The organism is Magnetococcales bacterium, assembly GCA_015232395.1.
Lineage (GTDB): Bacteria > Pseudomonadota > Magnetococcia > Magnetococcales > JADFZT01 > JADFZT01.
This window is the reverse complement of the sequence record JADFZT010000023.1, coordinates 18,263-41,410: the sequence shown is the minus strand read 5'-3', so window position 1 is coordinate 41,410 and position 23,148 is coordinate 18,263. Positions and strand designations below refer to the sequence as shown.

Genomic DNA, 23,148 nt, shown 5'->3' with positions numbered 1-23,148 from the left:
TCGGAAAGAAGCATAACCCACTCGCCATTGTGGCAACGGAGAGTCGGAACGCAGCAAGAAAAATGGCAAATATGAGGATTTTTTTTGAAAGGGAACAGTCTGGTCGGAATATCGCCGGATCAAAAGCTCATTCCCAGGGCTTTTTTATAGAGGTGGATCAACGTTTCCTCCTCCTCCAGCACATGGGGTTCCTTTTTGCGATCCCGAATGATGGTGCGCATCACCTTGGGCTCAAAACCCGCACTCTTGGCCTCGGCATAGATCGCTCGGATCTGCAGCCCGACCTCTTCCTTCTCTTCTTCCAACCGCTCAATCCGGTCGATCATCTGGCGGAGATGATCCTGGGCCAGGCCGCCGACATCCTCTTCTTCCTGCTGTTTTTCCGGTTCCTGGTCCATGGGCTCTCCCCTGCTGTGGGTGTCAGACAGGTTAATCAATAAAAGGATAAAGACGAGACTGCTTTGTTGACAGACTACCCCCAGAGAGGCTCCCTTTCCACCCCTGCCGCACCATCAATCCAGGATGCGACAGGGGTGGAGAGAAGCAGGGGGCTGTTTTTCAAGCCCGTTCCAAAGCCAAATCGAAACGGGAAAGTTGGATTATTGGTTGGCGACTTCCAAGAGCAGATTGTTCAAACGCCGGACAAACTCAGCCGGATCCTCCAGCTGCCCCCCCTCACTCAGCACCGCTTGATCCAGCAGTATCTGGGAGAGATCGCCAAAACGGCTTTCATTCTGCTCATCCTTCAAGCGCACCGCCAGGGGATGGCTGGGATTGATTTCCAGGGACCGCTTGGAAACCGGCACCTCCTGCCCCGCCTCCTTGAGAATACGCTCCATGGAGGCACTCATATCGTGATCGCCCCCCACCAGACAGGAGGGAGAGTCGGTCAGGCGGTGGCTCAAGCGCACATCCTGCACCTGATCCCCCAAGGCACTCTTCATCCGCTCCACCAAGCCGGCCAGCGCCTCTTCGCTCTTTTGGCGCTCTTCCTTGTCCTCTTCATCATCCATCTTGCCCAGGTCCAGCTCGCCCTTGCTCACCGCCTGAAGCTTTTTGCCGTCAAATTCCGTCAGATGGCTTGCCAACCACTCATCCACCCGGTCGGAGAGCAGCAACACCTCGATGCCCTTCTTGCGGAAAATTTCCAGGTGGGGGCTGTTTTTGGCCGCAGCAAAGGTCTCACCATTGACATAATAGATCAGCTCCTGGTCCGGCTTCATCCGGGAGACATAGTCGGCGAGGGACACATCCTGGGTTTCGGTATCGCTGTTGGTGGAGGCAAAACGCAGAAGCTTGGCGATGCGCTCCTTGTTGGCGCTATCCTCAATCACCCCTTCCTTCAACACCTGGCCGAAGGTGCTCCAAAATTCAGCATATTTTTCCGCATCGTTTTTGGCCAGCGACTCAAACATGCCAAAGACCTTGTTGACACACCCCTTGCGAATCGCTTCCACCGCCCGGTTTTGCTGCAAAATTTCCCGGGATACGTTCAAGGGCAGGTCGGAAGAGTCCACCACACCCCGGATAAAGCGCAGATAGCGGGGCATGATCTCCTCAGCCCCTTCCATGATGAAGATCCGCCGCACATAGAGCTTCACCCCATGTTTGCGATCCCGATCCCATAGATCAAAGGGAGCCCGCTTGGGGGTGTAGAGGAGCAGGGTATATTCGTATTTCCCTTCCAGCTTGACATGGGTGTGGATGAGGGCATCCTCAAAATCGTGGGCGACGTGTTTGTAAAATTCCTGATACTCCTCGTCGCTGATTTCACTCTTGGGACGGGTCCAGAGGGCGGAAGCGCGGTTGACGGTCTCCCACTCCGGGGCCTTCTCCTCAGCCTCACTCTCTTCTTCATCTTCCTTGGCTTCATCGCCCATGGGTGGGACAGGCATCTCCTGTTTTTCCATCAGCACGGGCCAGGAGACGTGATCGGAAAATTTGCGGATGATGGAGCGCAGCCGCCAATCGTCGAGAAAATCCTCTTCCCCCTCCCGCAGGTGGAGAATCACATCGGTCCCCCGACCCTCTTTTTCCACCTCTTCCAGGGTATATTCCCCATCCCCGGCAGACTCCCAGCGAACCGCCTGATTGGCTGGGGCTCCAGCCCGGCGGGTGACGAGGGTCAAACGGTCGGCGACGATGAAAGAAGCATAGAACCCGACCCCGAACTGCCCGATCAGATTGGCATCCTTGGCCTGATCCCCACTCATGGCGTTTAAAAATTCCCGGGTACCGGAGCGGGCGATGGTGCCGATATTTTCCACCACCTCTTCCCGGTTCATGCCGATACCGTTATCCGAAACGGTAACGGTCTTGGCCTCTTTGTCGAAGGTGACGCGGATTTGCAGGTCTGACTCCCCTTCATAAAGGGACTCATTGGAAAGAGCTTCGTAGCGGAGCTTGTCCGATGCATCGGAAGCGTTGGAGATCAACTCCCGCAGAAAGATCTCCTTGTTGCTGTAAAGGGAGTGAATCATGAGGTCCAGCAGTTGCCGCACTTCGGTTTGGAATTGCCGGGTCTCTTTTTTCTCAGCTTCGCTCATTGTCCGTTCCATCCTCTTAAACGTATGATTTTGTCATCCAGCCCGATACCGGATCAGGGAGGTTGCGGGTATATATAGTAACGCAGTTGGCAGATTACAAGCGGGGGTGGAAATGAAAAAAGATGATTTTCTCGTGGTATTGACCGGAGCGGGCATTTCTGCAGAATCCGGCGTGCCCACTTTTCGCTCCAACGGTGGGCTCTGGCGCCAGCATCGATTCGAGGAGTTGGCCACTCCGGAGGCCTTTGCGGCGGATTCGGATCTGGTGTGGGATTTTTATCGCTGGCGGCAGGAGGGGGTGCGCAACGCCCAACCCAACCGCGCCCATGAAATTCTCGCCGAGATGGAAGCGGAGCTGGGGGAGCGCATGCTCCTGGTCACCCAAAATGTCGATGACCTTCACGAACGGGGGGGCAGCCGAAAGCTTTTGCACATGCACGGGGAGATCATGAAAGCCCGCTGCCTGCACTGCGGTATGGTGCACGGGGATTATGATTACAACCGCTCCATCGAAGGATGCCCCGACTGCGGCAGCAGCGTCCGACCCCACATCGTCTGGTTTGGGGAGATGCCCTTTCATATGGAAGAGATTCAGACAGCCCTGATGCGCGCCAGCCAGTTTATCGCCATCGGCACCAGCGGGGCGGTCTATCCCGCAGCGCAGTTTGTCAGCATGGCCAAATCAGGGGGGGCGCGAACCCGGCTGATCAATCTGGAGGCTGCTGATAATTTTGGGGCTTTTGATGGGATTTTGGAGGGGAAGGCGACCGAGGTGTTGGAGACACTTTGGCTTGAGGGGAAGATCTTTTAAAATCAAGGTCAAGATCCTGGGGGAGGGAACTCCCCCAGACCCCACCCTTTTTTTAACAGTTTAAGTCAAAACCTTTTTTAGTTCAGGTAGTTGCTTGATCACGATCATCGTCAAGGGGAGTAGGTGGACTATGAGGATCACGCCGATCAGGATGTCTCCTACCGACCAGATAAAAGCGACGGGGAAGAATGGTCCCAGGAAGGTGACACCGGCGAAAAACCAGCGGTAGCCCTTGATATTGCGCCCCCCCAGATATTCATAGCAGCGTTCGGAAAAGTAGGCCCAGTTGATCATGGTGGTGAAGGCGAACAGCATCAAACACACCACCACCAACCCCCGTCCACCATCCCCCAAGGCGCTCTGAAAGGCGTTCACCGTGAGATAGGCCCCGGTCCATTCATGCCAGTTGCCTACCGAAAGCACCACCAGCCCGGTCACGCTACAGACGATCAAGGTATCCACCATGGGCACGAGTGCGGCAAACATCGCACCCCTGGCCGGATGATCCCGATTGGCTCCGTGGAGAAAAGGGGCCACCCCCATCCCGGAGTTATGGGAAAAAACTCCCCTGGAGACCCCAAACTGCATCGCCTGCATCACCCCATAGCCCAGCAATCCCCCCGCCGCCGAATAGGGTTGAAACGCATAACGCCACACCTCCCCCAAAGCCCCCATGGTGCGGGCCGGATCTGAAAGCAAAATCCACAACCCCGCCCCCAGATAGAGCCCCATCATCCAGGGAGCCAACAATACGCTAAAGTTAAGGATGGAGCGCAATCCCCCGACCACCACTACCGCCACCAGGCCAAACAGCACCAATGCCACCAGCATTTTTGGCAAGCCAAACTCCCCCACCACCGCATGGGCCACCGAGTTGGATTGGATCAGATTGGCGGTCACCAGCCCCTTGACCAAAATCATCCCCGCCAAAAAACTGCCGAGCCATTTCCAGGAGCGGGGGAGAAATTTATCCAGATAGGCCATGGGGGTGGCGAAGAGGGGGGAGTTGGGGTCTGACGGGCCGTGTTGGATGGCGAGATAGGTGGAGCACATGCGAAAGGCGTTACCGGTGATCGCCGTCATCCACATCCAGAAGAGCGCCCCCGGCCCTCCCAGATGAATGGCGGTGGCGACTCCGGCGAGATTGCCCACGCCGATGGAGGTGGCAAGTGCGGCGATAAAGGCCCGCCGATGGGAGATCACCCGCTCCCCCTCCCCGGCTGGCTGCCCCCTCCCCAGCTCTCGAAAGAGCCCCCAAGGCCGCCGCCACGAAAGCCCTCGGGTGAGAAGCAAAAAGAGCAATCCCACCTCCAGATAGACGAGGCTTAAAAAGGGGTTCCAGATCCAGGCGGCTATCCAGGCCATTCGCGCATCCCATCATTCTGACAATAAAGATAAAATAAACCCAAGCAGTCTAACGGATTCCCCCCGCTCCGGAAAGCGCCCACAAGCTGGGTTCAGCATGGGCAGAGGGGGACTTTTTGCTGGACAGGGGCAAGTGAAAGTATGAATATGAATTCATATTCCTATTTTTACCCAAGGAGCGGACGATGCGGATTGGCGAGCGCGGTCAAATTACCATACCCAAAGCCCTTCGGGAGCGTTACGACCTGCTCCCTGGCAGTGAGGTGGAGTTCATCGAGCGGGATGGGGAGTTGATATTGACCCGAAACCCCAAAGCGCGCCGTCAGAAAATGGATGATCTGTATGGGCGCGTGCAGACTGGGCTTTCTACCGATGAAATCATGGCTTTTTTGCGGGATTAAGCTTTATGAAAAGCTGGCTGGTGGACACCAATGTCCTGATTGATCACTTCCAGGGGGATACCCATTTTGGCGAACGCGCCAGGGAAATTCTGGGGGAGATAGCCGAGTCGGGAGAGTTGGTCATTAATCCCGTGATTTATGCAGAACTTGCGGGCTGGTTCGAAGCCAAAGAGGAGCTGGATCTATTGTTGCCGACGGATCTTTTTCGCCATGAGCCGATTCCCCCCACAGCGGCTTTTCTGGCAGGTCAGGTGTTTCGTCAATATCGGCAGCGGGGTGGGCAGAAAAAGCGGATGCTGGCGGATTTTTTGATTGGCGCTCATGCCACGGTTCAGGGCTATGGGCTGATCAGTCGGGATCGGGGATATGGTCGATATTTTCGTGTGGAACAGCTGGATCCTACCGCTGAAATCCATTGAAAATTGATGGGTTTTTGTCAAACCAACCGCTGAGCAAAAATCGGCCTGAAAAGGATTCTTTATGTGCGAATTTGCGGAACTAATCATTCAGGGGGGGAATCTAACCAGGTAACTAAAACCAAAAAAGGAGAATCATCATGTTCATGGACCCAGTGGAAAACATCAACAGCCCTTCGTTTTTCAACATCGGCGGGCACCAAATGGAGCGGGTTCTGCTTAGCTTGGCGGTCGGAGCCGTCGGCATCGCTCTTATGTTCCTCATCTAACGCCCAACCCAACCCCAAACTGGAGGGTTCTCCCCCTCCAACGGCAGGCCGGGGAACCGTTTTTCCTCTCCCCACCCCCTCCGAACCAAATCCCACCATTTTATGATCGTTGACCAACCCCGAACAATCCTCAATCCAGCCGCGAAGCCATTATAAACGTATCGGCCATTTCCTGGCGGTATGGAAAACCCGCAAAATTTTGATGGCGTTTTTGTCGAGCCGGTATAAGACGATAAATGGCAAATTTGGGATCACCAGTTCCCGGGTGTTAGGTCTAGGCCCCAGACGACCTTTTTCAGGGAATTCAGCCAGTCTATTGGCTGCCTCCAGGATGCGTGATGCTACTTTGGAAGCGGCCCGAGGGTTTTCTTGAAAAATATAAAAACGAATATTGGCAAGATTGGCCAGGGCGCGTTTATTCCAATGGACCTTCATTCCGGCATGGGAAGTTCATTCTCCATTCCCCAGCTTTCCACCCACGCCTTAACCTTTTCGTGGGGGATGCCGGGTTCGGTGTCGGCTTCTCGGATACCGGCATCGATCTCTTGTAGCTGCCATTCCCGCAGTTCCAACGCCTTGGGATCCTTGGGGGCGGTTTTCAGGAAGGCTTCCAATTCTTCTTCCCGAACGGTTTCCAGCCCATGCACCACTGCCAATTTATTAAATTCCCGAGCGACCCGCATGATTCAACCCCCGTTTGGTTGATGTTGGAGATTTCTCATCAAAGAGTACCATAACACCCCCATCCCAACACCCAAAAACCCAACCCTCTCCAGCTATCTTCGCCTTACTCCAACCCCGCCATCATTCCGGCGCGAGTTGAATTTTCACTTTCATTCCCAAGGCTTTGACGTAGCGTTCCAGGGATTTGAGGGAGGTTTTGTGGCTGCTTTCGAGTCTGGCGACCACGGGCTGAGAACGCCCCATCCGCTCCGCCAGCTCCTGCTGGCTCAAGCCTGCGTTTACCCGGGCTTGGATCAACTCTTTGGCCAGGTCGAACGCTTCGGCCAGATCGTCATAGGCTTTCATGAAGCCGGGATTTTTGCGCCACTCTTTGCGCACTTCAGAAAATGGGATGGTCATGCATCATTCCCCTCCAGCTCCCTCAACCGCTCCAGGAGGAGCTTCAGTTCCACGGCATCGTCATAGTCCAAAGCCGGGTCGTCGGCCAGAGTGGGATCGCGGGAGCCGTTCACGATCTTTTGCAGAGAGGCAGCGAGGGCTCTAATGTAGGGATGGTAATCAGTATCGCTCGCCAGCTGCCCCAACAGCCCCGCCACCTCACCGGTATCCTTAGCTTTGATCCCCTGCTCCACCATCAGACAAAGCCTGCCTCCCCCTGCATGATTCTCCCCCCCATCCCGACGATATTGGAGAAAGAGCTCCATGGCCTTCTGCCGCGCCTGGAGAGCCGCTTCCCGGTTGCCCACAGCCTGTTCCAGATTGTGGAGGACACTCCATAAAATCCAAGGCTGGGCATTTTGACCATAAGGGGTTAAGCACTCAATCGCACGCTCTGCCACCACCCTGGCATCGTCGTAGCGTTTAAGCTGGATCAGGGTATTAGCCAAGTTGCTGCGAACCCGACCTTCACCTGCCAAATCCTTCAATTCCACACGGATATCTGCTGCCCTATTGTAAAAGATCGCCGCTTCCTCAAGACGGCCCATACTGTCGTACAAATTGCCCAACTGGATTGAGCTGTCCGCCTCCCCGTCCCGATTACTTTCCCTGGTCCTGATGCTCAGGGATTCCTTATAGGCCTTTTCCGCCTCTTTCGTGTTGCCCGCCTGCTGATGAACCATGCCGATCTGATGCCAAGCCGTGGCCACACTCAGGGGCTCATCCATATTTTCAAAACTCTCCCGAGCCTCTTCGTGCGCTTTCAAAGCCTCGCCATATTTATTTTGCTCCAGCCACACCGTACCCAGCTGCCCTTTCCCAACAGCCACACCCCGGTCATCCCCCTGCCTCTCATCCAACTCAATCCCCTCCTGATAGGCCTTGGCCGCCTCATCCAATTGGCCAAGCCCCCTGTAACAATCCCCTTTTCTGGTGATTATTACGGCAACCATTCTCTTAGCTGCATCATCCCCCACTTCTTCCAAAGTCTGAAAACGTTGATGAGCCTCAACAAAACAATTCAGGGCCAACTGCGCATTCCCACCTGCATACAAAACCTGGCCTAATAGATTGTGAGCCATAGCCAGATCATAATCAGCCCCTGGATAGGCGGCTTCTCCAGCGGCTTGGCTCTGGGCGAGCAAATCCTGAGCTTGGGAAAAGGCCTCTTGCAGATTCCCTGCTTCCAGCAATCGCTCGATGCCAAGCTGTTGGGACTCAAACCGGGCGTGGCCCCAATCGGGAATTTTTGCCGCCGCCTCTTCCCGGGCTTCCACGGCTCGTTTGAGAGCTGAGGGCAGCCCCTGTCTGGACAGCAACTGTTCCACCCTCTTGGCATAATCCACCACCTGCTCCGGTGGCTGCTCCCGCACCCGCTCCAGGGCGGCGAGGAGGTTGGGTAGCTCCAGGCGGGTGAGGGTGTAGGCCATTTGGGTGTCCTGGTGCTGTTGCTGACTCAAAAACCCCACCAGCTGCACCATCCCCTGCAACCATTGCTCCCGGAAACCTTCCGCCTCGGTCTCCCCCAGTTCCCCCAGGAGGTAGGGGCAGAGGGCGGGGTGGAGTCTTAGGTGGCCGTTGTAAAACTCCCCAGCCAAACCAGCTTCTGCCAACTCCTGAGCCACTGCCATCATTTCTGACGGATCCAGTTTCAGCATGTCATCAACGATGTTTAAATTCGCCCCCCCATGAAACACCCCCAGCACCTTGATCTTTTCCCGGGTGTCGGGTTTGAGTCTTCTGAGGGAAAGCTCCACCGAGGCGTAGAGGGAGCGTTCCCGTTCATTGGGGTGTTTTTTTTGTAGCGCCTGCATGATGCTGGTGAGGTTTTCGGTGGTGCCTGTGACGCCGGTTTTGGCGATCTCGGGGGCGAGCAAGGTGAGGGAGCGGGCGTGGCGGTTGACTGATTCCACCAGGGCTTCGATCTCGGCTTCGTTGAGGCCTGGATCATCCGCTTTGGGGGGCAAGTGGTTCTGTTTCAGCACCCCGCTCACCAGCTCTATCGCCGCCTTTTTATCCAGCTTGCCAATCCGCACTTGATGGATATCAAAAGGCTCCGGCATGGGCTCCCGGGTGGTGAAGATCATCTTGGCGCGTGCCACCGCCCCCACCTGCTTGAACAACGCCAAAATCCCCTGCCAGATAGCGGGTTCAAAGTCAGAATAACCGCTACCATCGGGGGGTGGGAGGGCGGACTCCAGGTTGTCGAACACGATCAGGGTCGCCCGCTCTGAAAGTGTCTGCTGGATGGGCAGCCAGGCTTTATCCAACTCGTGGCCATATTTGGCGATGGTGTAACCGGGTAGCAGCTGTTGCCCCAAGCTATCCAGAATGGTGCGGTGATCCCGATACTCCTCCAGGCTGACAAAAGCGGCCCGCTCAAAGCGATTGGTCATCACCAGCCAGCGAGCCAGCTCCACCCCCAAGGTGGTCTTCCCCTCCCCCCCCTGCCCCACCAGCACCCCATAGCCGTGATGCTGCAACAGCCGCTCCAGAGCCAGCAACTCCCGACTGCGACCCACAAAATGGTGAGGGGGTGGTTCCGGTAGCTTGCCCAGGACATTCTTTTGGCGTTTTTTGATCAGATTTTGAGCTTTTTCAGCGGGGATGGTTGTGACCAGCTGGGGATCGTGGGCCTCCTGGTAGAGCACCGGCACAAACCAATCCTGCAGATGTAGATCCCCCGCCCCCGGAACCTCAAACTTGAAGGGATTGTCATAAATATGGATCTGCCCCGCCAGCATCGCCTCCCCAATCCGATGCCCCCCGGCCAACTCTTGATAAAACGCCTCCACAAACCGGCGCGCCGTCTCCACCAACACGCTGTGACTCATGGCCACCACCGATGCCACCCCACACTCCAGCAACCTCCCAGCCACCGAAGCGATGGGATCCAGCTCTGCTTGGGCGGTTTGGCACGCTTCCAGGAAAAACAGCGCAATCCGATGATCCTGAATCTCCGCCCCCAGCTCCTGGGCATTGATGATGGCAGTGCCCCGTTTTTGCAGCTTGTGGGCATCTTCCGGATCCTCAAAGCAGAGCCCCCCCAGCCCCACCACCGGGTCATACACCCCATGCCCATCGAAATGGACCACGTGATAGGGCTTTTTCGCCTGCCGCGCCCGCTTCAGTTCCTTTTTCAACTCGGGAAAGGTGGGGGGCTCCAACACCGTCACCTCCACCATCCCCCCCAACCCCGCCAACGCCTCCACCAGGGGCCGGGCGCTGATGCGGTGGTCGATGTATCCGGCTTTGTCATCATCAGGCCGGGGGCTGGCCAGCAAAATCCGAATCGGGGGCTCGGTGAGGAGAGCTTCGGCCTCCAATTCGTTGGGGAGCAATCTACGCACCCGGGCGGGTTTCGCTCCCTGGAAAAGATAGCCCCGTTGATCATAAGCCAGCTCCCAGGGCAGCCCCATCAGGGTAGTGGCGGCTTGTTTCACCTCGGCAGTCGTTTTTTCATCCGCCCCCGTCACAGCCCGGTCATCCACATAGACCGAAAAACGCCGCGCCTTGCCCACCGGCACCCGCTCCCAGCTGGCTAAAGGAGCCAGATTGACATCCCCCCCCACTGCCCCCCAATAAAGCGCCGCCCCCCACTCCGGCAACGCCCTCTCCACCTCCTCAGCCCGCGTTTTAAACGGCCCCGTCGGCCAAAGATAATAGTCTTCCAAATACCAACGCAGCTTGTCCGCTTCGATGGGGCCAATGGGAGCAGTAAATTTAAATTTGGCACTGCGAATGGCGCGAGCACCGCCACTGGGCTGATAGATCAACCGGGCCTCTGCCACCCCCCGCTCCTTCCCCTCCAGCTTTTCCAAACGGGGATTTTCCAGCTCCAGGGTCAACTCTTCGATATCCGGGGCATCCACGGCCTCGGGTTTAAAATATCCCTCTGGCAGCTGTTTCCCCAAAGCGGCGAGGATTTCCGGCATCGCCACATCCACCCCCTCCTGCCCCCGGATGGCGGCCAATTTTTTCCCTGTCAAAGCCCGGGCCGCTGTGTGGGTTTTCTTCCCCAACAAAATGGGCACCACCTTGAAGCCATCGGTGCGCTCCGCCAACAGCGTCATGGCCAGCTCGGTCTCATCCACCACCCATTCGGAGTCCATCGCATCCTCACTCACCACCACAATAAAATGCTGGGAATCACGGATGGCTTTAAAGATCACTTCCGGTAGATTGACGCCACCACTCAAACAGGAAGCATCCTCCCACACCGGCACCCCATGATCCTGAAGGTGTTGGCGCAAGGATTGGACAAACGCGTCATCCACACTGGAGTGGGAGATAAAAACCGGTTTTTGGCTGGGGGCTGAATTGGTGGACATGGCGGCCTTTTCCGAGGGAATGATATTTCGCAAAATCACAAACCTTGATTATATGATATTTTTTATTGCCGAAACCACTCGAAAATCCCTCATCACCCCCTTGAGAAAGATCCATTTGGCTTTTGCCGGGAAAAAGCCTAAATTTGGAGCCTCTTTGAAAATGTTCCCGATTATCCACCTAGGAGATTGACCATGGGCATCATCCGCGCCATCCCCCTGACTGCTTATCTGCTGATCATCTATAACGTTATCGCTTTTGCCGGCGGCTCACGGCCCGGGGTGGATCTGGAGATGACCGCCTTCAGCATTCCGTTAACCTCCGGGGTGCTCTTCACCGCCAGCGTCGGGGATCTGCTCCTGATGGTGGGGATGGCCGCTCTCTATATCGAAATATTCAAAGCCACCCGCTCCAGCGACTCCTCCATCGTCGACCATTTTCTCTCCATGCTGGTGTTCGTCGCCTTCCTGGTGGAGTTCCTCCTGGTGCCCCAAGCCGCCACCCCCACCTTCTTCATCCTCTCCCTGATGGCCTTCCTGGATGTGGTCGCCGGCTTCACCGTCACCATCTCCACCTCCCGCCGGGATTTCACCATGGGTGAGCAATAAACCTGACTGATAAGGTATCCCCCGATGAAACCCAGAATCTATACCGACACATCCGTCATCGGGGGATACCTGGACAAAGAGTTCAAGGAGTGGTCCGTCCCCCTGGTAGAATCCTTCCAGTCCGGCTCCCGGATAATTGTGCTTTCCAATATCACCATACTGGAACTGGATAGAGCCCCTTCCAAAGTGAAATCGGTTCTTGAAAAAATTCCCGAGTCACACAGGGAAAGTGTTATACTGACAGATGAGGCGAAAAGCCTTGCCAAGAACTATATTCAAGCAGGTGTGATCAGTGCAAAAAAGTCAGCTGATGCCCAACACATCGCTTTGGCGACCATTCATCGTGTTGATGTGCTGGTGAGTTGGAACTTCAAAGATATCGTCAACCTCAACCAAATACGGGGATATAACGCCATCAACCTACGGCTGGGCTATCCCCTTCTGGAAATCCGGACACCACGGGAGGTTATCGGTGATGAAAGAGGAAAAAAACTTTGATGCGGTCAAATTCCAGCGGGAACGACGGGCTCAAATCAGCCAGGATATGCAGGGGATGACCTTCGAGGAGATCAATCAATATATCGAAGCGAACCTCTCGGAAGAGGGCAAAAAGCTCCTGAAAAACCAAGCCCCATCCCCCTGGAACCGCACCCATGATGCGGCCTGATCAAACTATACCCGCTGGTCCAAAATCATCCGATTCCTCTTGGAGCGGGTCTCCCCTACGCTGGTCACCCGGATCGCGGCTTTATCGGTGACCGGGCATTTGTTTTCGCAGATGCCGCAACCAATACAGCGGGCAGGCTCCACGTAGGGCTGCTTGAGCTGGATCAGCTTGCCGTTGCGGTCGGGCACAGTCACCTTTTCGTACCAGATCGCTTTTGGTGAGGTCGGACACACCTCCTCACAGACAATACACGGCACCTGCATCGCCCAAGGCAAGCACCTGCCCCGATCAAAAAAAGCGGTCCCGAGCTTGATCGGCGTCTTAAAATCCCCCTCCCCAACCTTCTCCTGCACCGTCAGGGGGCGAATCGCCGCTGTGGGGCACACTTCAGAACACAAAACACAGTGGTGCTCGCAATAGCCGATGCGGTTTTGCAAAATCGGCGTCCACAACCCCTCAAAACCGCTCTCCAACAATGCCGGTTGTAGCACGTTGGTGGGGCAGACCCGCATACAGGCCGAACATTTGATACAACGCGCCAAAAAATCCCCCTCTTCCAAGGAACCCGGGGGGCGGATCACCTCTGGAGCGGGGGTGGTGTGGGCTGAAGCTGAAGAACGCAACATGGGAAACAGCACCCCCGCCGCCACACCGCTCTCCACCAAACGCCGACGGTTAAAATCCAGCGGGGTGTGGATGGAACTCCGGGGGGTGGGCAGGCCATAATGCAACGCCCCTTCCGGACACTGCTCCAGGCAGTTCATGCAGACATGGCACTCACTCACCCGAAGCTCCCCATCGGGATCGCACCCCCCCTGGCAAAATTGCAGGCACTTTTGGCAATCGGTGCACTTATCCACATCCCGCCGAATGCGCAACGGCGCCCGCCCCGAACAGGCCCCCAGCAGCGCCCCCAAAGGACACAACACCCGACACCAAAAACGGGTCAGCAAACGATTGGCGATCAATATCCCCAAAAACAAAACCGCAATCAGCACCCCCCCATGAAAAACCGGATGGTTGAGATAAATCCCCAACCCGGCCCCATCCATGGCAGGCAGAGCGGCGGTGGTGAAGGAGCGATAAAGCAGGGGAATGGGATCCAACAGCCCCACTTGCAGGGAGCCAAACAGGGCCAATATCAACAGAGCCGCCAAAAGATAATATTTCAGCCGCTGGATCGGGCGATAGCGGTTGATCTTGTATTCATCAACAGCTCGGCGTTTATTGAAAAAATGGCTCAGCCACTGGTTGAGAATCCCCAAAGGGCAGATCCACGAACAGAAAAAACGCCCGAAAAAAAGAGTGGGAATCAGAATAATCAGGGAGAGGGCCAACCCCTTGTAGAGAGTGCCCGAGGTGAGAAAAGCAGCGATGGCGGTGAGGGGATCCAGCTCCAGGAAAAGGGCGGCTTCGTAGCCTTTCAGGTGGCGAAAATCAGCTATCAGGAGCAGGAAGAGGAAGAGCCCCAGGAAGAAAAATGCGTAGATTCGGCGTATGTTGCGCAGTCCGGGCATTTAGGCTCACCATAAGATCAAAGGACAAACCTTGGGGGGGAGGAATCCCCCCAAACCCCCTCCTCTTTTTTTTAATCGTATCAGATCAGATGTTTATCTTTGATTCTGTCCAGTTCAATCCTTGCCAATCCACTTGTCCCAAACCGGCTTTTTCAGCCATGGTGAGGAAAGGGATCTCTTCTGGTGTCAGCTCCAAAAATCCCAGGGCAAAGCTATCCATCGCCACCTCATCCAAACCAGCCACCACCGTGTGCCCCATCACCACATCACTCAAGCTCCCCCCCGTCGGACCATTCTCCTTCAATACCCGTATGCCATCCATAATGGTCAACGTCGGGCGCACCGCTCTGGCCAGATCGACGATGGAAGTGTGGATTTTTTGATGCAGTTGATTCCGGCGCCCCCCCAACACCCCATACCAGTTTTTCATGGCCAGGGTGCAGCCGCAGAGGGAGTGGTTTTTAATAATAGGCAGGTTGATCACCCGGTCTACCTCATGGAAAAAACGCGACACCGGCCACACGCCCAACAACTCTCCCCCCAGATCCGTGGACCAAAAATCCGCCTGTCCGGGAATCCGCACCTGGGCGCCTGCTGCGATGGCGCTCTGTTCAATCCCGGAGCGGGCAAAAGAGCGATAAGGGTCGTTCAGGGAAACATCCGTCACCCACACCTCCCCCGCCCCCGCCTCCCGGCAAAGCTTCGCCACCGCCCCGACTACCTCAGGCCCGGTGTTGGCCGCCTGCTCCGGCAAACGATCCCACCCCACATTGGGCTTCAGCAACACCCGCTCCCCCCGGGAGATAAACCGGGAAATGCCCCCCAGCTTGGCCACCGCCTCCCGCACCATGGTTTCGGCATCACTCCCCCGCACCACCGCCATCATCGGATGATGGTCAGAAGGGGGAACGCGAAAATCGTTGAGGGTGTGAATGATTTCCGGAGCCCGGCGGATGGGCTTGTCGCTGTAGACCAAAGCCCCCCCCACACCCAGCCCCAAAGCCAAGCCCGAGGTGCCTGCCAGGCGTTTGATAAACTGCCGTCGATTCAAGGGGGGGTCTACCCGGTTGCGATCAGACCCCTCTTTTTTGGCCATGGGTGTTGCCTCTCACAAGGCCAGGTAGGCTTGGATGCGTGTTTTCAACTCATCGGTCAGGGGGGCGAAAACCCCTAAAAAGCGATCCTCAGACCAGACAAAAAACCACTCATCCTCATAAGGATCCATCACCGTGACCCACTCCACCCCGGCTTCACGGATGGCAGGATTGGGAATCTCCTCTCCAGCCAGAAAATCTTTCAGCGCGGTCGTCGTTTGGCGTTTTTCTTCCGGGCTGCCCGTCAACAAAAAAGCAGTCAGCTCCCGACCATCCAGATCAAAAGAACGCTCCACCACGTTGGAAAAAAAGTCCAACCCCCGATAGCTCTCTTTGATAAAACGGGTGCGGGTGGTCTCCCCCAGATCCGGAAAAGCAAACGCCTGGGCCTGCTCTCCCCCAGCGCCACCGATGACCTGATGAACTCCCCGGGCCAATGGCATCAGCGGCGTATCGCTATCAAAAGCAGCCAGCTTGATATAATAAGGGCCTGAGATGAATGCCAACCCGGCTTCACTGGCAAAACCCATCTCCCCCACCTCTACCGGCTCCCCGTGGCGGGCGGCTTCATCCATCAACACCCCGAAGGCGTGGAGAGGCTTTTGCAGGTCATAGATATCCACCACCACAGCGGGAGAGGCAGCCCCTTTTTCCCCGCCATACTCCCCCACAGCCAGATTGACAAACCCGGCATCGATAAAAAATTCCGCGTGGCCGTTGATATATTCGAAGAGGTTTGCCTTGTCGTAGCCTTTGACCGGGTTCAAACGAAAAAGGTTTCCCAACCGCTCCGGCAGAAAGGCCGCCATGGGGATCCTCTTCCCCCCCGGCTTGAAGCGGGCGCGATCCGGATCATAGGCAGCGCCATCCAGCCAAACCCCAAGCGCCATCACCGGCAGCAGCAAAAGCAACAGCCACTGAACCGACGCAGGGGGGGCAGGAACCGGAACCCGGGCAGCCACGTCAGATCAACCTCAAGCGACGGGGTTGAAGGTGAGGCTCCGGTGGGCTGACTGCAGCTTGGCCACCACATCCAGGCCGTGGGGGCAGGCGGACACACACACCGCATCGCCACAATCCCCACAAGCAGAGGCATCCCGATCCAGGGTGGCATAATTTTCCATCGCCCGTTTTTCGTCCCCATAATCTTCGAAATACATCTGCTGCCGCAGGATGGTGGCAATCTGCACCCCCTCAGCACAGTCAGGCTCGCAATCCCCACAACCCGTACGGCAATAGTCCTGGCCGTGGCGGGCGGCATAGTGGTCCAGAGCCCGTTGATCCCGGGCGCTGTATTCTTCGCCGGAGGCGGGCAAAAAGGTATCCAGATCCCCGACGCTCTTGATGGTGATCACCAGGCCATCCACCTCCTTGTGGCGTAATACCCATTTAAAGGCAGCCTGTTCAAACACACCTGGATCCAGCTCCACCCCGCTATCCTTGGCCCCAGCCAGGGTTTTCATGGCGACCACCCCCACCCCGTTGGCTTTGGCCTTTTGAATCAGCTCCGGCACTCTGGGAAAGTTCATAAAGTTGAAAGCGGGCATGATGATGTCAAACTTCCCCGACTCCACCGCTGCCAACATCAACTTTTCCATATGGTGGGGGCCGTGGGAGGAGACCGCCAGATAGTTGGCCTTGCCCTTCTCCTTCAGCTCAGCGAAAGCCTCGAACATACGGGGATCGAGCATACGCCGCTTATCCAACGCATAGTCCTTTTTGGAGCCGATGGCGTGGACAAAAACCACGTCCAGATAGTCGCACCCCAAACGCTTCAGGCTGCCATCCACCGCCTCGATATACTCTTTTTTGGAGGAGCCAAAACGCACATGGCCAGGGTAGGCGATGGGGCTGCAAAATTTGGAAGCGATATAATATTTTTCACGATCCTTGCGGCGTTTCAGAGCCTTGCCGATCAGATCCTCGCTCTCACCATAATCCGGGGAGGTGTCAAAATAGTTGATCCCCCGATCCATGGCCCGAAGAATCATGGAGGAGGAGGGCAATTTTCCGGCACCAAAAGAAATATCACTCATGGCGATATTGGTTTTGCCCAGAGTGCGATATTGCTTGACCTTGGGACGACTGGGGGCAGCCTGGCCTGGGGTGGGGCTAATCACGGCGGCGGCTGTGGCAAGGGCTGCGGTGGATTTGATGAATTCCCGTCGCTTCATGGCTGGGCCTCCTTGGGGGGTCTGGAAAAATCCCAGTTTGGCGTTTTTCACCGGTGGCTTTCAAGCATTTTGCAAAGTGATGGGCTTTATTTCCTTATCCAGTCAATATTTTTCAACGTATTCCATACCCCCTCCCCTCCAGGACCATCCCTCTTTGCCATTCATTCTGCGGCTTATTCCGGAGCCTTGATCCATACGCCAGGGAATATCACTCCGACCAAAATCGGCAAAAATGTCATGGCGACCCTCTGCCAGATTCAAGGTTTTCCCCAACTGAGCCGAAAAAGAGATGGTATGCCGTGTTTTTTCTACCGCCCGACGTTCTCGATACAAGAGATTTCTGGCTCAATCGGTTTGTTCCGATTATTCTAAACAGGAGCTGTCCAAGCGCCAGATGATTCGATCAGCCCAAGAGCCCAAGCACGCTTAACAGGGATCAGGATGTGGATTAAAGGGGGCTATTGAAACAAATATGCACTGAAACAGGCAACACTGGAATGGGCATTGCATAGATAATCGGTCTGAAGATCCAACTTTTCTGAATCAAAGAGAAAGCCCCTCGCTTCACAGGGCTGCGCTCTCCCTGATTCATCCGGGCCAACTACTGAAAAGCTCGAATCCATGACCAATAACGCCAAATCCGAAATGCGCACACTTCGCTGTCGCTGGTCTCCGCCAACCGACGGAACCCTGGGTGATGCAGCCAAAAAACGGGCAATCGACGCCCTGTGGAAACATCCTTCCCAGGAGGTTTTGACAGCTGGCAACTGTGCCACGAGCAATCCGGATCAGTGGTTCAAGGTGTTTGGCTGCGCTGAAAAACAGAAGGTGGAAGAGTACAGTCGGGATCTGGAGGAGATGGGCCTGGAGTGGGAAGCGTGGCCGGTGGATATGGACTCCCACAACGCTGAGATTGACCGCATGGAGGCCACTCTTCCGCTAACCCCCAAGAAAAAAAGACGCCGCAAATCCGCTGGCAACCAATCCAGCTCCCCAGCCTCTGGCGACATCGAAGCCAAAGATCGGGCCACGGACCAGGCACCCCCGGCAAAAAAGCCTGAAGCCGGGGATGAAAATACCCCGTCACCCTCCTCGGCTTCACCCTCTTTGGCGGCCACCCTCTTCAAAGTGGTGCTTATTGTTGGGGCTATCGGTGCTTTGGTGTGGTTTTTTCTTTCGGGCAAATGAATCATTGCCGCTGATTTGAGCCGGGAAAGGGCTGTTTTCCCCTCCGGGATGCCCTATCCCCGGTTTGGCCAATCCAGGCTTTTGGCTTGGCCAAACCTCTGTTTCATTCTCCCCTGCCGTTGCGTGCTTTGACCCGCTGGGAAATCAAGCCCCACACCCTTTCCCTCCCGGCAACACGTTCGCTCCATCCTCTCGATCTTTTCCCCTTGGTATCCCCTCCTGGTTTCACCCCTTGCGGACAATTTTGGCCCAGGAATCACGCAGGCTCACGGTGCGGTTGAACACCAGACGCTCCGGGGTTGAATCTTTTTCATCGACACTGAAATATCCCACCCGCTCAAACTGATAGCCGGTTTCTGGCTGGGCGTTGGCGAGACTCATCTCCACCGGGCGATTTTCCAGGAGGGTGAGGGAGTCGGGGTTGAGCCGGTCGGTAAAATCGCCGCCACCGTCGGGGTTGGGCTCGGTGAAGAGATGGTCGTAGAGACGAATATCGGCCCGGACACAACGCTCGGCTGAAACCCAATGGATCACCCCTTTCACCTTACGCCCTTCCGGGGGAGCCCCCAGGGTTTTGGGGTCGTAGGAGCAGCTCAGCTCTACCACCTCGCCACTTTCCGGATCCTTGACCATCTCGTCACAACGAATCACATAGCCGTTGCGCAGACGCACCTCCCCTCCCGGGATCAGGCGCTTGTATTTGCGAGGGGGGATCTCCTTGAAATCCTCCCGGTCGATCCAGATTTCCCGGGTAAAATAGAGAGTCCGCTCACCCCTCTCTGGTTTTTGGGGATGGTTGGGGGCGATAATCTCCTCCACCTGACCTTCGGGAAAGTTATCGATGACCACTTTGATGGGATCAAGCACCGCCATGGCCCGGGGGGCTTTTTCCTCCAAGTCCTCCCGGATGCACGCTTCCAGCTGGGCCAATTCCACGGTACCGATGGCTTTGGAGATGCCGATGCGCCCACAAAAGGTACGGATTGATTTAGGCGTAAAGCCCCGTCGTCTGAGACCGGAAAGAGTCGGCATGCGGGGGTCGTCCCAACCGTTGACATGGCCTGATGTGACCAGTTCGTTGAGCTTGCGCTTGCTCATCACCGTATATTCCAGATCGAGCCGGGAAAATTCGATCTGCCGGGGACGGTTTTCCAGCTCCAGTTTGGCCAGCACCCAGTCGTAGAGGGGGCGGTGGTCTTCAAACTCCAGGGTACACAGAGAGTGGGTCACCCCTTCCAGCCAGTCGGAAATGGGGTGGGAAAAGTCATAGGTGGGATAGATGCACCAGCTATCGCCGGTTTGATGGTGATTCACCCGCCGAATGCGATAGAGGGTGGGATCCCGGAGGTTCATGTTGGGGCTCGCCATGTCGATTTTGGCCCGGAGCACACACGCACCATCATCAAACTCCCCTTTGCCCATGCGTTCAAAAAGATCGAGATTTTCCTCTATGGAGCGGTTGCGAAAGGGACTTTCTCTTCCCGGATCGGTCAAAGTGCCCCGATAATTTCTGGTCTCCTCGGCGCTCAGATCGCAAACGTAAGCTTGGCCTTTTTGGATCAGGGTAACGGCGCTGGCGTGGATTTTATCGAAATAGTCAGAGGTGTAGAGGGTCTTTCCTCCCCAGTCGAAGCCGAGCCAACGAACATCGGTTTCGATGGCGTCGATGTAGGTCTGGCTCTCTTTTTCGGGATTGGTATCGTCAAAACGCAGACGGCAGAGGGAGTTGGGGTTTTCCTCTGCCACCCCAAAGTTGAGGCAGATGGATTTGGCGTGGCCGATATGCAAAAAGCCGTTGGGCTCCGGGGGAAAGCGGGAGACCACCCGTTGATGTTTGCCGCTTGCCAGATCCTGGGCGATGATGGCGCGGATAAAGTCCAGGTCACGGGTGTCCAACTCTTCGTTCGAAGCCATGGCGAGTGTTGCCTTCCAATGTTCAGGTCAGGGAAAAATCATCGTTGAGGAGAGTGCCAGAGAGGGGCCTGCCAGTTCAATGGCATATCCTGTCTGTTCATCCAGGCCGGCCATCCAGTCGGGGACGGAGTAGCTTGGGCGCAAATATCGACACAAAAAGGCCAAAAGCACCGATCCAGATCAGCCCGGAGAGGGGAACCAACCATTCCGGTGCAATCCACCCCCCCAACACCCGCACCAATGCCGCCACAAAAAGCGCCAGATAGACCCCCACAACTCCCCGGGAAGCCATTAAAGGTCGGCCGGTGTGGGCCAGGGAAACCCGGCTGGAGATCCCCACCGCCAACATGCCGATCGCACCAACGGTTTGCGCGTGGAGGGCATCGTTCATTGGCATCACCTCCCACAGCAGCGAAAGCCCCCGGAGGAAAAAGCCCACGATCAGCCAGCCGTAGCCCAGATGCAAAACCCAAACCAGGGGCTCGATGCGGCATTTGACCGGCTGCCAACCGGCGAGGCGCACCCCGTGGATGAGGGCGGCGAGGAGAAAAATCCAACCGCTCCAGGAAACTTCTGCCAGGAAGAGATCACACACCGCAATCAAAACCAGGGAAATCACCGACCCCCACTCCACCCACGGTTTCATCATCACCCCGGGATCAATTCCCCGAGTGAGCAGGGTGGTGCGGGTAAACATGGGCAGCATGCGTCCTCCAAAAATCACGATGATCCAGGCGACAACGTCCGCTCCCAGCCAGAGCCCCCGGCGCATCCCATCCTCCACCACCCCCAACCCCTCCAGATGAAACAGCACATCCGCACACCAAAGCAGCCCCAAAAGGGCCGGAAAAGCGCCCTGGTTCCAACGTTTGGATTGAATCACCGGCAGTCCGGTGGCGAGCATCACCAGGAAAAGAAAGAGCAGATCGATGCCGGAAGAGAGCCAGAAAGGGAGCAGATGGGAAAACCCCATCACCAGCCGCCCAGCAAGCCACACCCCCACCAGGCCCGCCAGCAGCCTGCCTTTGAGGTGATCCCCACCGGTCCAGTTGGGTACTGCTGTCAGCAAAAAACCAGCCGCCATCGCCCCGACAAAACCGAAGACCATTTCATGACCGTGCCACCACCCCGGGGGAAGCTGCCACGCCGGCATGAAGCCCCCTTCCAGGATCACCAGCCAAACAAGAATCGACACCACACCCCAAAGCGGCCCCAGCAAAAAGAAGGGGCGAAAGCCCAACGCAAAGGGGACAAAGCCTGAAGGTGGTTTGGGGGGGGCTTCGGGCTGGGAGGCGATGGGGATGCCTCGGCCTGGGGGGCGCAGGGGAAAACCGCCACCTGGGGGCGCACCGGGGGGTTGAATGGGCCTGCCACCACCGGGGCCGCTGCCTGGGGATTGAATGGAGATGGTTTTTCCGGGGGGTTGAATGGGTTTGTTTCGGCTCATCTTGGTGGGTTACTCTTCCGTGAGATTGGAGTCATTTTTTCTGGCGACCAGCTGGGCTTCATCCCGAAACCCTCTTTTAAGATCCCCTACCAGCCCCTCTTCCCGGTAGGCGAGCACTGTCAGACCATCGAAAAGGTGGAGGAGTTCATTTTCCTTAAGGCGAAAGATGGGACTTTCGGGTCCGGCTTCGCCTACTCGGGCGCGGATGAAGGTTTGATAAAAAAGCACTCCCCCGGGTCGCAGGGCTTTGATGATACAGGGTGCCAGCCCCCGTTCCAAAAAACGGCTGACGACGATGATATCAAAATGATCGTCCGGCAGTGCGCCCATGGTGAGGTTGCGGACTTGGGCTTTGACGGGGAGTTTTTGTTTGCGGGACTCCTGTTGCAGCCGTTTTACCGCCACATCGGAGATATCCCAGGCTTCCACCTGAAACCCCAACTCCGCCAGTAAAAGCGCATTGCCCCCCAAGCCACAAGCCAAATCCAGAGCCAGCCCCGATGGTGGCAGCAAATGCTTGTTTTCAATCAACACCCGCGCCGCCCCCGGGAGCGCTGTGGATTGCCGGTAGCGTTCGTTCCACTTGTCACGGTCGGGATTCACCTTGGGTTTCCTTTCAGGGGAGATTTTAAAGCCATACCTCGCCATCAGCCTACAGTCAGTTGATGGATTGGGAAAGGGTGTCTTGGCAGGCAAAAATCACTTGGCACCCCATTGTAATGTGATATTCTGACTGGAGGAGGAATTCAAGAGATGGCCAACGGAATTACTTTTGATACCCACGAATTCGTCAAACTTCTGGTCGCCGCCGGTGTGCCGGAAGAGCAAGCGGAAGCCCATGCCGAGGCTCATAAATGAAAGTTCAGGAGTCCCGGCTGGGAGAGTTGGCGACCAAGCGCGACCTGCTGGAAACGGAAAATCGGCTGATCAAATGGCTCGTCACCTTCCTTCTGACCCAAACCGGACTCATCATCGCCATCATCAAGTTTTTCCCCTGATACGCCCCTGTTTGAACCCATTCCCTACTCACTCCCCTTTTTTTATTGAACCATCTCCCTTTACCTGTAATAGAAGCCATAGAAATCAATAATCGACGCAAATGACTACCAAAAACGATCAACTCTCCAGTGGCGGGAGAGGGATAACAGTGGCCAGGCAGGTGTGAATTTCCGAACCGGCCATCCCGCATCTGATAGCCCCCCAATGATCTACATCTGGACATGAGAGTTATCAAAGAGCGTTGCCGAAGGGGCGTGATGGGGATACCCTTCTTTACCAGA

General features: G+C 56.2%; 23 protein-coding genes. 9 read left to right on the top strand and 14 right to left on the bottom strand.

Annotated elements, in window-relative coordinates; all coding sequences use genetic code 11:
- Positions 1–119 precede the first annotated feature (119 nt).
- Entirely contained in the window at positions 120–398 is a 279-nt protein-coding gene (locus HQL52_08745; GenBank protein MBF0369529.1) for a DUF2312 domain-containing protein, read from the bottom strand.
- Between the two features lie 201 nt (positions 399–599).
- Entirely contained in the window at positions 600–2,546 is a 1,947-nt protein-coding gene (gene htpG / locus HQL52_08740; GenBank protein MBF0369528.1) for a molecular chaperone HtpG, read from the bottom strand.
- A 112-nt stretch (positions 2,547–2,658) separates the two neighbouring features.
- On the opposite strand from htpG, the gene HQL52_08735 reads away from it, so the two are divergent.
- Complete coding sequence (locus HQL52_08735; GenBank protein ID MBF0369527.1) at positions 2,659–3,357, top strand: NAD-dependent deacylase; 699 nt, start codon at positions 2,659–2,661, stop codon at positions 3,355–3,357.
- A 60-nt stretch (positions 3,358–3,417) separates the two neighbouring features.
- On the opposite strand, the gene HQL52_08730 is transcribed toward HQL52_08735, so the two are convergent.
- The gene (locus HQL52_08730; protein MBF0369526.1) at positions 3,418–4,722 is read right to left on the bottom strand and encodes a sodium:alanine symporter family protein; all 1,305 of its coding nucleotides are present in this window, start codon (positions 4,720–4,722) and stop codon (positions 3,418–3,420) included.
- 185 nt (positions 4,723–4,907) lie between these two features.
- Between HQL52_08730 and HQL52_08725 the strand changes: the two genes are divergently transcribed.
- Together HQL52_08725 and HQL52_08720 are read left to right on the top strand one after the other, a co-directional pair.
- Positions 4,908–5,123, top strand: a complete 216-nt coding sequence (locus tag HQL52_08725; protein ID MBF0369525.1) for an AbrB/MazE/SpoVT family DNA-binding domain-containing protein — start codon at positions 4,908–4,910, stop codon at positions 5,121–5,123.
- A 5-nt stretch (positions 5,124–5,128) separates the two neighbouring features.
- Entirely contained in the window at positions 5,129–5,542 is a 414-nt protein-coding gene (locus HQL52_08720; protein MBF0369524.1) for a PIN domain-containing protein, read from the top strand.
- 416 nt (positions 5,543–5,958) lie between these two features.
- On the opposite strand, the gene HQL52_08715 is transcribed toward HQL52_08720, so the two are convergent.
- The 4 genes from HQL52_08715 to HQL52_08700 all read right to left on the bottom strand — a co-directional run bounded on the left by HQL52_08715 (position 5,959) and on the right by HQL52_08700 (position 11,261).
- Positions 5,959–6,243, bottom strand: coding sequence for a type II toxin-antitoxin system RelE/ParE family toxin (locus HQL52_08715; GenBank protein ID MBF0369523.1), 285 nt, complete (start codon positions 6,241–6,243; stop codon positions 5,959–5,961).
- Positions 6,240–6,491: a hypothetical protein gene (locus HQL52_08710; GenBank protein MBF0369522.1), complete on the bottom strand. Its 252-nt coding sequence runs from the start codon at positions 6,489–6,491 to the stop codon at positions 6,240–6,242. The genes HQL52_08715 and HQL52_08710 overlap by 4 nt, the downstream gene beginning before the upstream one ends.
- A gap of 121 nt (positions 6,492–6,612) precedes the next feature.
- Complete coding sequence (locus HQL52_08705) at positions 6,613–6,891, bottom strand: helix-turn-helix transcriptional regulator (GenBank protein ID MBF0369521.1); 279 nt, start codon at positions 6,889–6,891, stop codon at positions 6,613–6,615.
- Positions 6,888–11,261, bottom strand: coding sequence for a tetratricopeptide repeat protein (locus HQL52_08700; GenBank protein MBF0369520.1), 4,374 nt, complete (start codon positions 11,259–11,261; stop codon positions 6,888–6,890). Before HQL52_08700 ends, HQL52_08705 begins: the two co-directional genes overlap by 4 nt.
- On the opposite strand from HQL52_08700, the gene HQL52_08695 reads away from it, so the two are divergent.
- The 4 genes from HQL52_08695 to HQL52_08680 are packed head-to-tail and all read left to right on the top strand — an operon-like array spanning position 11,260 to position 12,534.
- Positions 11,260–11,451, top strand: coding sequence for a hypothetical protein (locus HQL52_08695; GenBank protein ID MBF0369519.1), 192 nt, complete (start codon positions 11,260–11,262; stop codon positions 11,449–11,451). The two genes, HQL52_08700 and HQL52_08695, sit on opposite strands and share 2 nt — an antisense overlap.
- Before the next feature lie 2 nt (positions 11,452–11,453).
- A complete protein-coding gene (locus HQL52_08690) occupies positions 11,454–11,867 on the top strand; it encodes a hypothetical protein (protein MBF0369518.1) in 414 nt (137 codons plus the stop codon).
- Positions 11,868–11,891: 24 nt separating this feature from the next.
- On the top strand, positions 11,892–12,365 hold the full coding sequence (locus HQL52_08685; GenBank protein ID MBF0369517.1) for a PIN domain protein: 474 nt from the start codon (positions 11,892–11,894) through the stop codon (positions 12,363–12,365).
- Entirely contained in the window at positions 12,343–12,534 is a 192-nt protein-coding gene (locus tag HQL52_08680) for a hypothetical protein (protein ID MBF0369516.1), read from the top strand. Before HQL52_08685 ends, HQL52_08680 begins: the two co-directional genes overlap by 23 nt.
- 5 nt (positions 12,535–12,539) lie before the next feature.
- On the opposite strand, the gene HQL52_08675 is transcribed toward HQL52_08680, so the two are convergent.
- The 4 genes from HQL52_08675 to HQL52_08660 all read right to left on the bottom strand — a co-directional run bounded on the left by HQL52_08675 (position 12,540) and on the right by HQL52_08660 (position 17,319).
- On the bottom strand, positions 12,540–14,042 hold the full coding sequence (locus HQL52_08675) for a 4Fe-4S binding protein (protein MBF0369515.1): 1,503 nt from the start codon (positions 14,040–14,042) through the stop codon (positions 12,540–12,542).
- A gap of 94 nt (positions 14,043–14,136) precedes the next feature.
- Positions 14,137–15,147, bottom strand: coding sequence for a DUF362 domain-containing protein (locus tag HQL52_08670; protein ID MBF0369514.1), 1,011 nt, complete (start codon positions 15,145–15,147; stop codon positions 14,137–14,139).
- Between the two features lie 12 nt (positions 15,148–15,159).
- Complete coding sequence (locus HQL52_08665; GenBank protein ID MBF0369513.1) at positions 15,160–16,107, bottom strand: hypothetical protein; 948 nt, start codon at positions 16,105–16,107, stop codon at positions 15,160–15,162.
- A gap of 12 nt (positions 16,108–16,119) precedes the next feature.
- Entirely contained in the window at positions 16,120–17,319 is a 1,200-nt protein-coding gene (locus HQL52_08660; protein MBF0369512.1) for an aldo/keto reductase, read from the bottom strand.
- 621 nt (positions 17,320–17,940) lie between these two features.
- Here HQL52_08660 and HQL52_08655 point away from each other — a divergent pair.
- Entirely contained in the window at positions 17,941–18,507 is a 567-nt protein-coding gene (locus HQL52_08655; protein MBF0369511.1) for a hypothetical protein, read from the top strand.
- A gap of 225 nt (positions 18,508–18,732) precedes the next feature.
- On the opposite strand, the gene HQL52_08650 is transcribed toward HQL52_08655, so the two are convergent.
- The 3 genes from HQL52_08650 to HQL52_08640 form a co-directional block, all read right to left on the bottom strand.
- Positions 18,733–20,421 carry a glutamine--tRNA ligase/YqeY domain fusion protein gene (locus HQL52_08650; protein MBF0369510.1) on the bottom strand — a complete coding sequence of 563 codons (1,689 nt, stop codon included), beginning with the start codon at positions 20,419–20,421 and terminating at the stop codon, positions 18,733–18,735.
- Between the two features lie 97 nt (positions 20,422–20,518).
- Complete coding sequence (locus HQL52_08645) at positions 20,519–21,868, bottom strand: NnrS family protein (protein ID MBF0369509.1); 1,350 nt, start codon at positions 21,866–21,868, stop codon at positions 20,519–20,521.
- 9 nt (positions 21,869–21,877) lie between these two features.
- Positions 21,878–22,516, bottom strand: a complete 639-nt coding sequence (locus tag HQL52_08640) for a methyltransferase domain-containing protein (GenBank protein MBF0369508.1) — start codon at positions 22,514–22,516, stop codon at positions 21,878–21,880.
- Positions 22,517–22,722: 206 nt separating this feature from the next.
- On the opposite strand from HQL52_08640, the gene HQL52_08635 reads away from it, so the two are divergent.
- On the top strand, positions 22,723–22,866 hold the full coding sequence (locus HQL52_08635; protein MBF0369507.1) for a hypothetical protein: 144 nt from the start codon (positions 22,723–22,725) through the stop codon (positions 22,864–22,866).
- Positions 22,867–23,148: the final 282 nt, after the last annotated feature.

Excerpts from the sequence above, each read along its gene's own strand:
- HQL52_08745 (MBF0369529.1), bottom strand. The coding sequence starts at position 398 with ATGGACCAGGAACCGGAAAAACAGCAGGAAGAAGAGGATGTCGGCGGC.
- htpG (MBF0369528.1), bottom strand. The coding sequence starts at position 2,546 with ATGAGCGAAGCTGAGAAAAAAGAGACCCGGCAATTCCAAACCGAAGTG.
- HQL52_08735 (MBF0369527.1), top strand. The coding sequence starts at position 2,659 with ATGAAAAAAGATGATTTTCTCGTGGTATTGACCGGAGCGGGCATTTCT.
- HQL52_08730 (MBF0369526.1), bottom strand. The coding sequence starts at position 4,722 with ATGGCCTGGATAGCCGCCTGGATCTGGAACCCCTTTTTAAGCCTCGTC.
- HQL52_08725 (MBF0369525.1), top strand. The coding sequence starts at position 4,908 with ATGCGGATTGGCGAGCGCGGTCAAATTACCATACCCAAAGCCCTTCGG.
- HQL52_08720 (MBF0369524.1), top strand. The coding sequence starts at position 5,129 with ATGAAAAGCTGGCTGGTGGACACCAATGTCCTGATTGATCACTTCCAG.
- HQL52_08715 (MBF0369523.1), bottom strand. The coding sequence starts at position 6,243 with ATGAAGGTCCATTGGAATAAACGCGCCCTGGCCAATCTTGCCAATATT.
- HQL52_08710 (MBF0369522.1), bottom strand. The coding sequence starts at position 6,491 with ATGCGGGTCGCTCGGGAATTTAATAAATTGGCAGTGGTGCATGGGCTG.
- HQL52_08705 (MBF0369521.1), bottom strand. The coding sequence starts at position 6,891 with ATGACCATCCCATTTTCTGAAGTGCGCAAAGAGTGGCGCAAAAATCCC.
- HQL52_08695 (MBF0369519.1), top strand. The coding sequence starts at position 11,260 with ATGGCGGCCTTTTCCGAGGGAATGATATTTCGCAAAATCACAAACCTT.
- HQL52_08700 (MBF0369520.1), bottom strand. The coding sequence starts at position 11,261 with ATGTCCACCAATTCAGCCCCCAGCCAAAAACCGGTTTTTATCTCCCAC.
- HQL52_08690 (MBF0369518.1), top strand. The coding sequence starts at position 11,454 with ATGGGCATCATCCGCGCCATCCCCCTGACTGCTTATCTGCTGATCATC.
- HQL52_08685 (MBF0369517.1), top strand. The coding sequence starts at position 11,892 with ATGAAACCCAGAATCTATACCGACACATCCGTCATCGGGGGATACCTG.
- HQL52_08680 (MBF0369516.1), top strand. The coding sequence starts at position 12,343 with ATGAAAGAGGAAAAAAACTTTGATGCGGTCAAATTCCAGCGGGAACGA.
- HQL52_08670 (MBF0369514.1), bottom strand. The coding sequence starts at position 15,147 with ATGGCCAAAAAAGAGGGGTCTGATCGCAACCGGGTAGACCCCCCCTTG.
- HQL52_08660 (MBF0369512.1), bottom strand. The coding sequence starts at position 17,319 with ATGAAGCGACGGGAATTCATCAAATCCACCGCAGCCCTTGCCACAGCC.
- HQL52_08655 (MBF0369511.1), top strand. The coding sequence starts at position 17,941 with ATGACCAATAACGCCAAATCCGAAATGCGCACACTTCGCTGTCGCTGG.
- HQL52_08650 (MBF0369510.1), bottom strand. The coding sequence starts at position 20,421 with ATGGCTTCGAACGAAGAGTTGGACACCCGTGACCTGGACTTTATCCGC.
- HQL52_08645 (MBF0369509.1), bottom strand. The coding sequence starts at position 21,868 with ATGAGCCGAAACAAACCCATTCAACCCCCCGGAAAAACCATCTCCATT.
- HQL52_08640 (MBF0369508.1), bottom strand. The coding sequence starts at position 22,516 with ATGGCGAGGTATGGCTTTAAAATCTCCCCTGAAAGGAAACCCAAGGTG.
- HQL52_08635 (MBF0369507.1), top strand. The coding sequence starts at position 22,723 with ATGAAAGTTCAGGAGTCCCGGCTGGGAGAGTTGGCGACCAAGCGCGAC.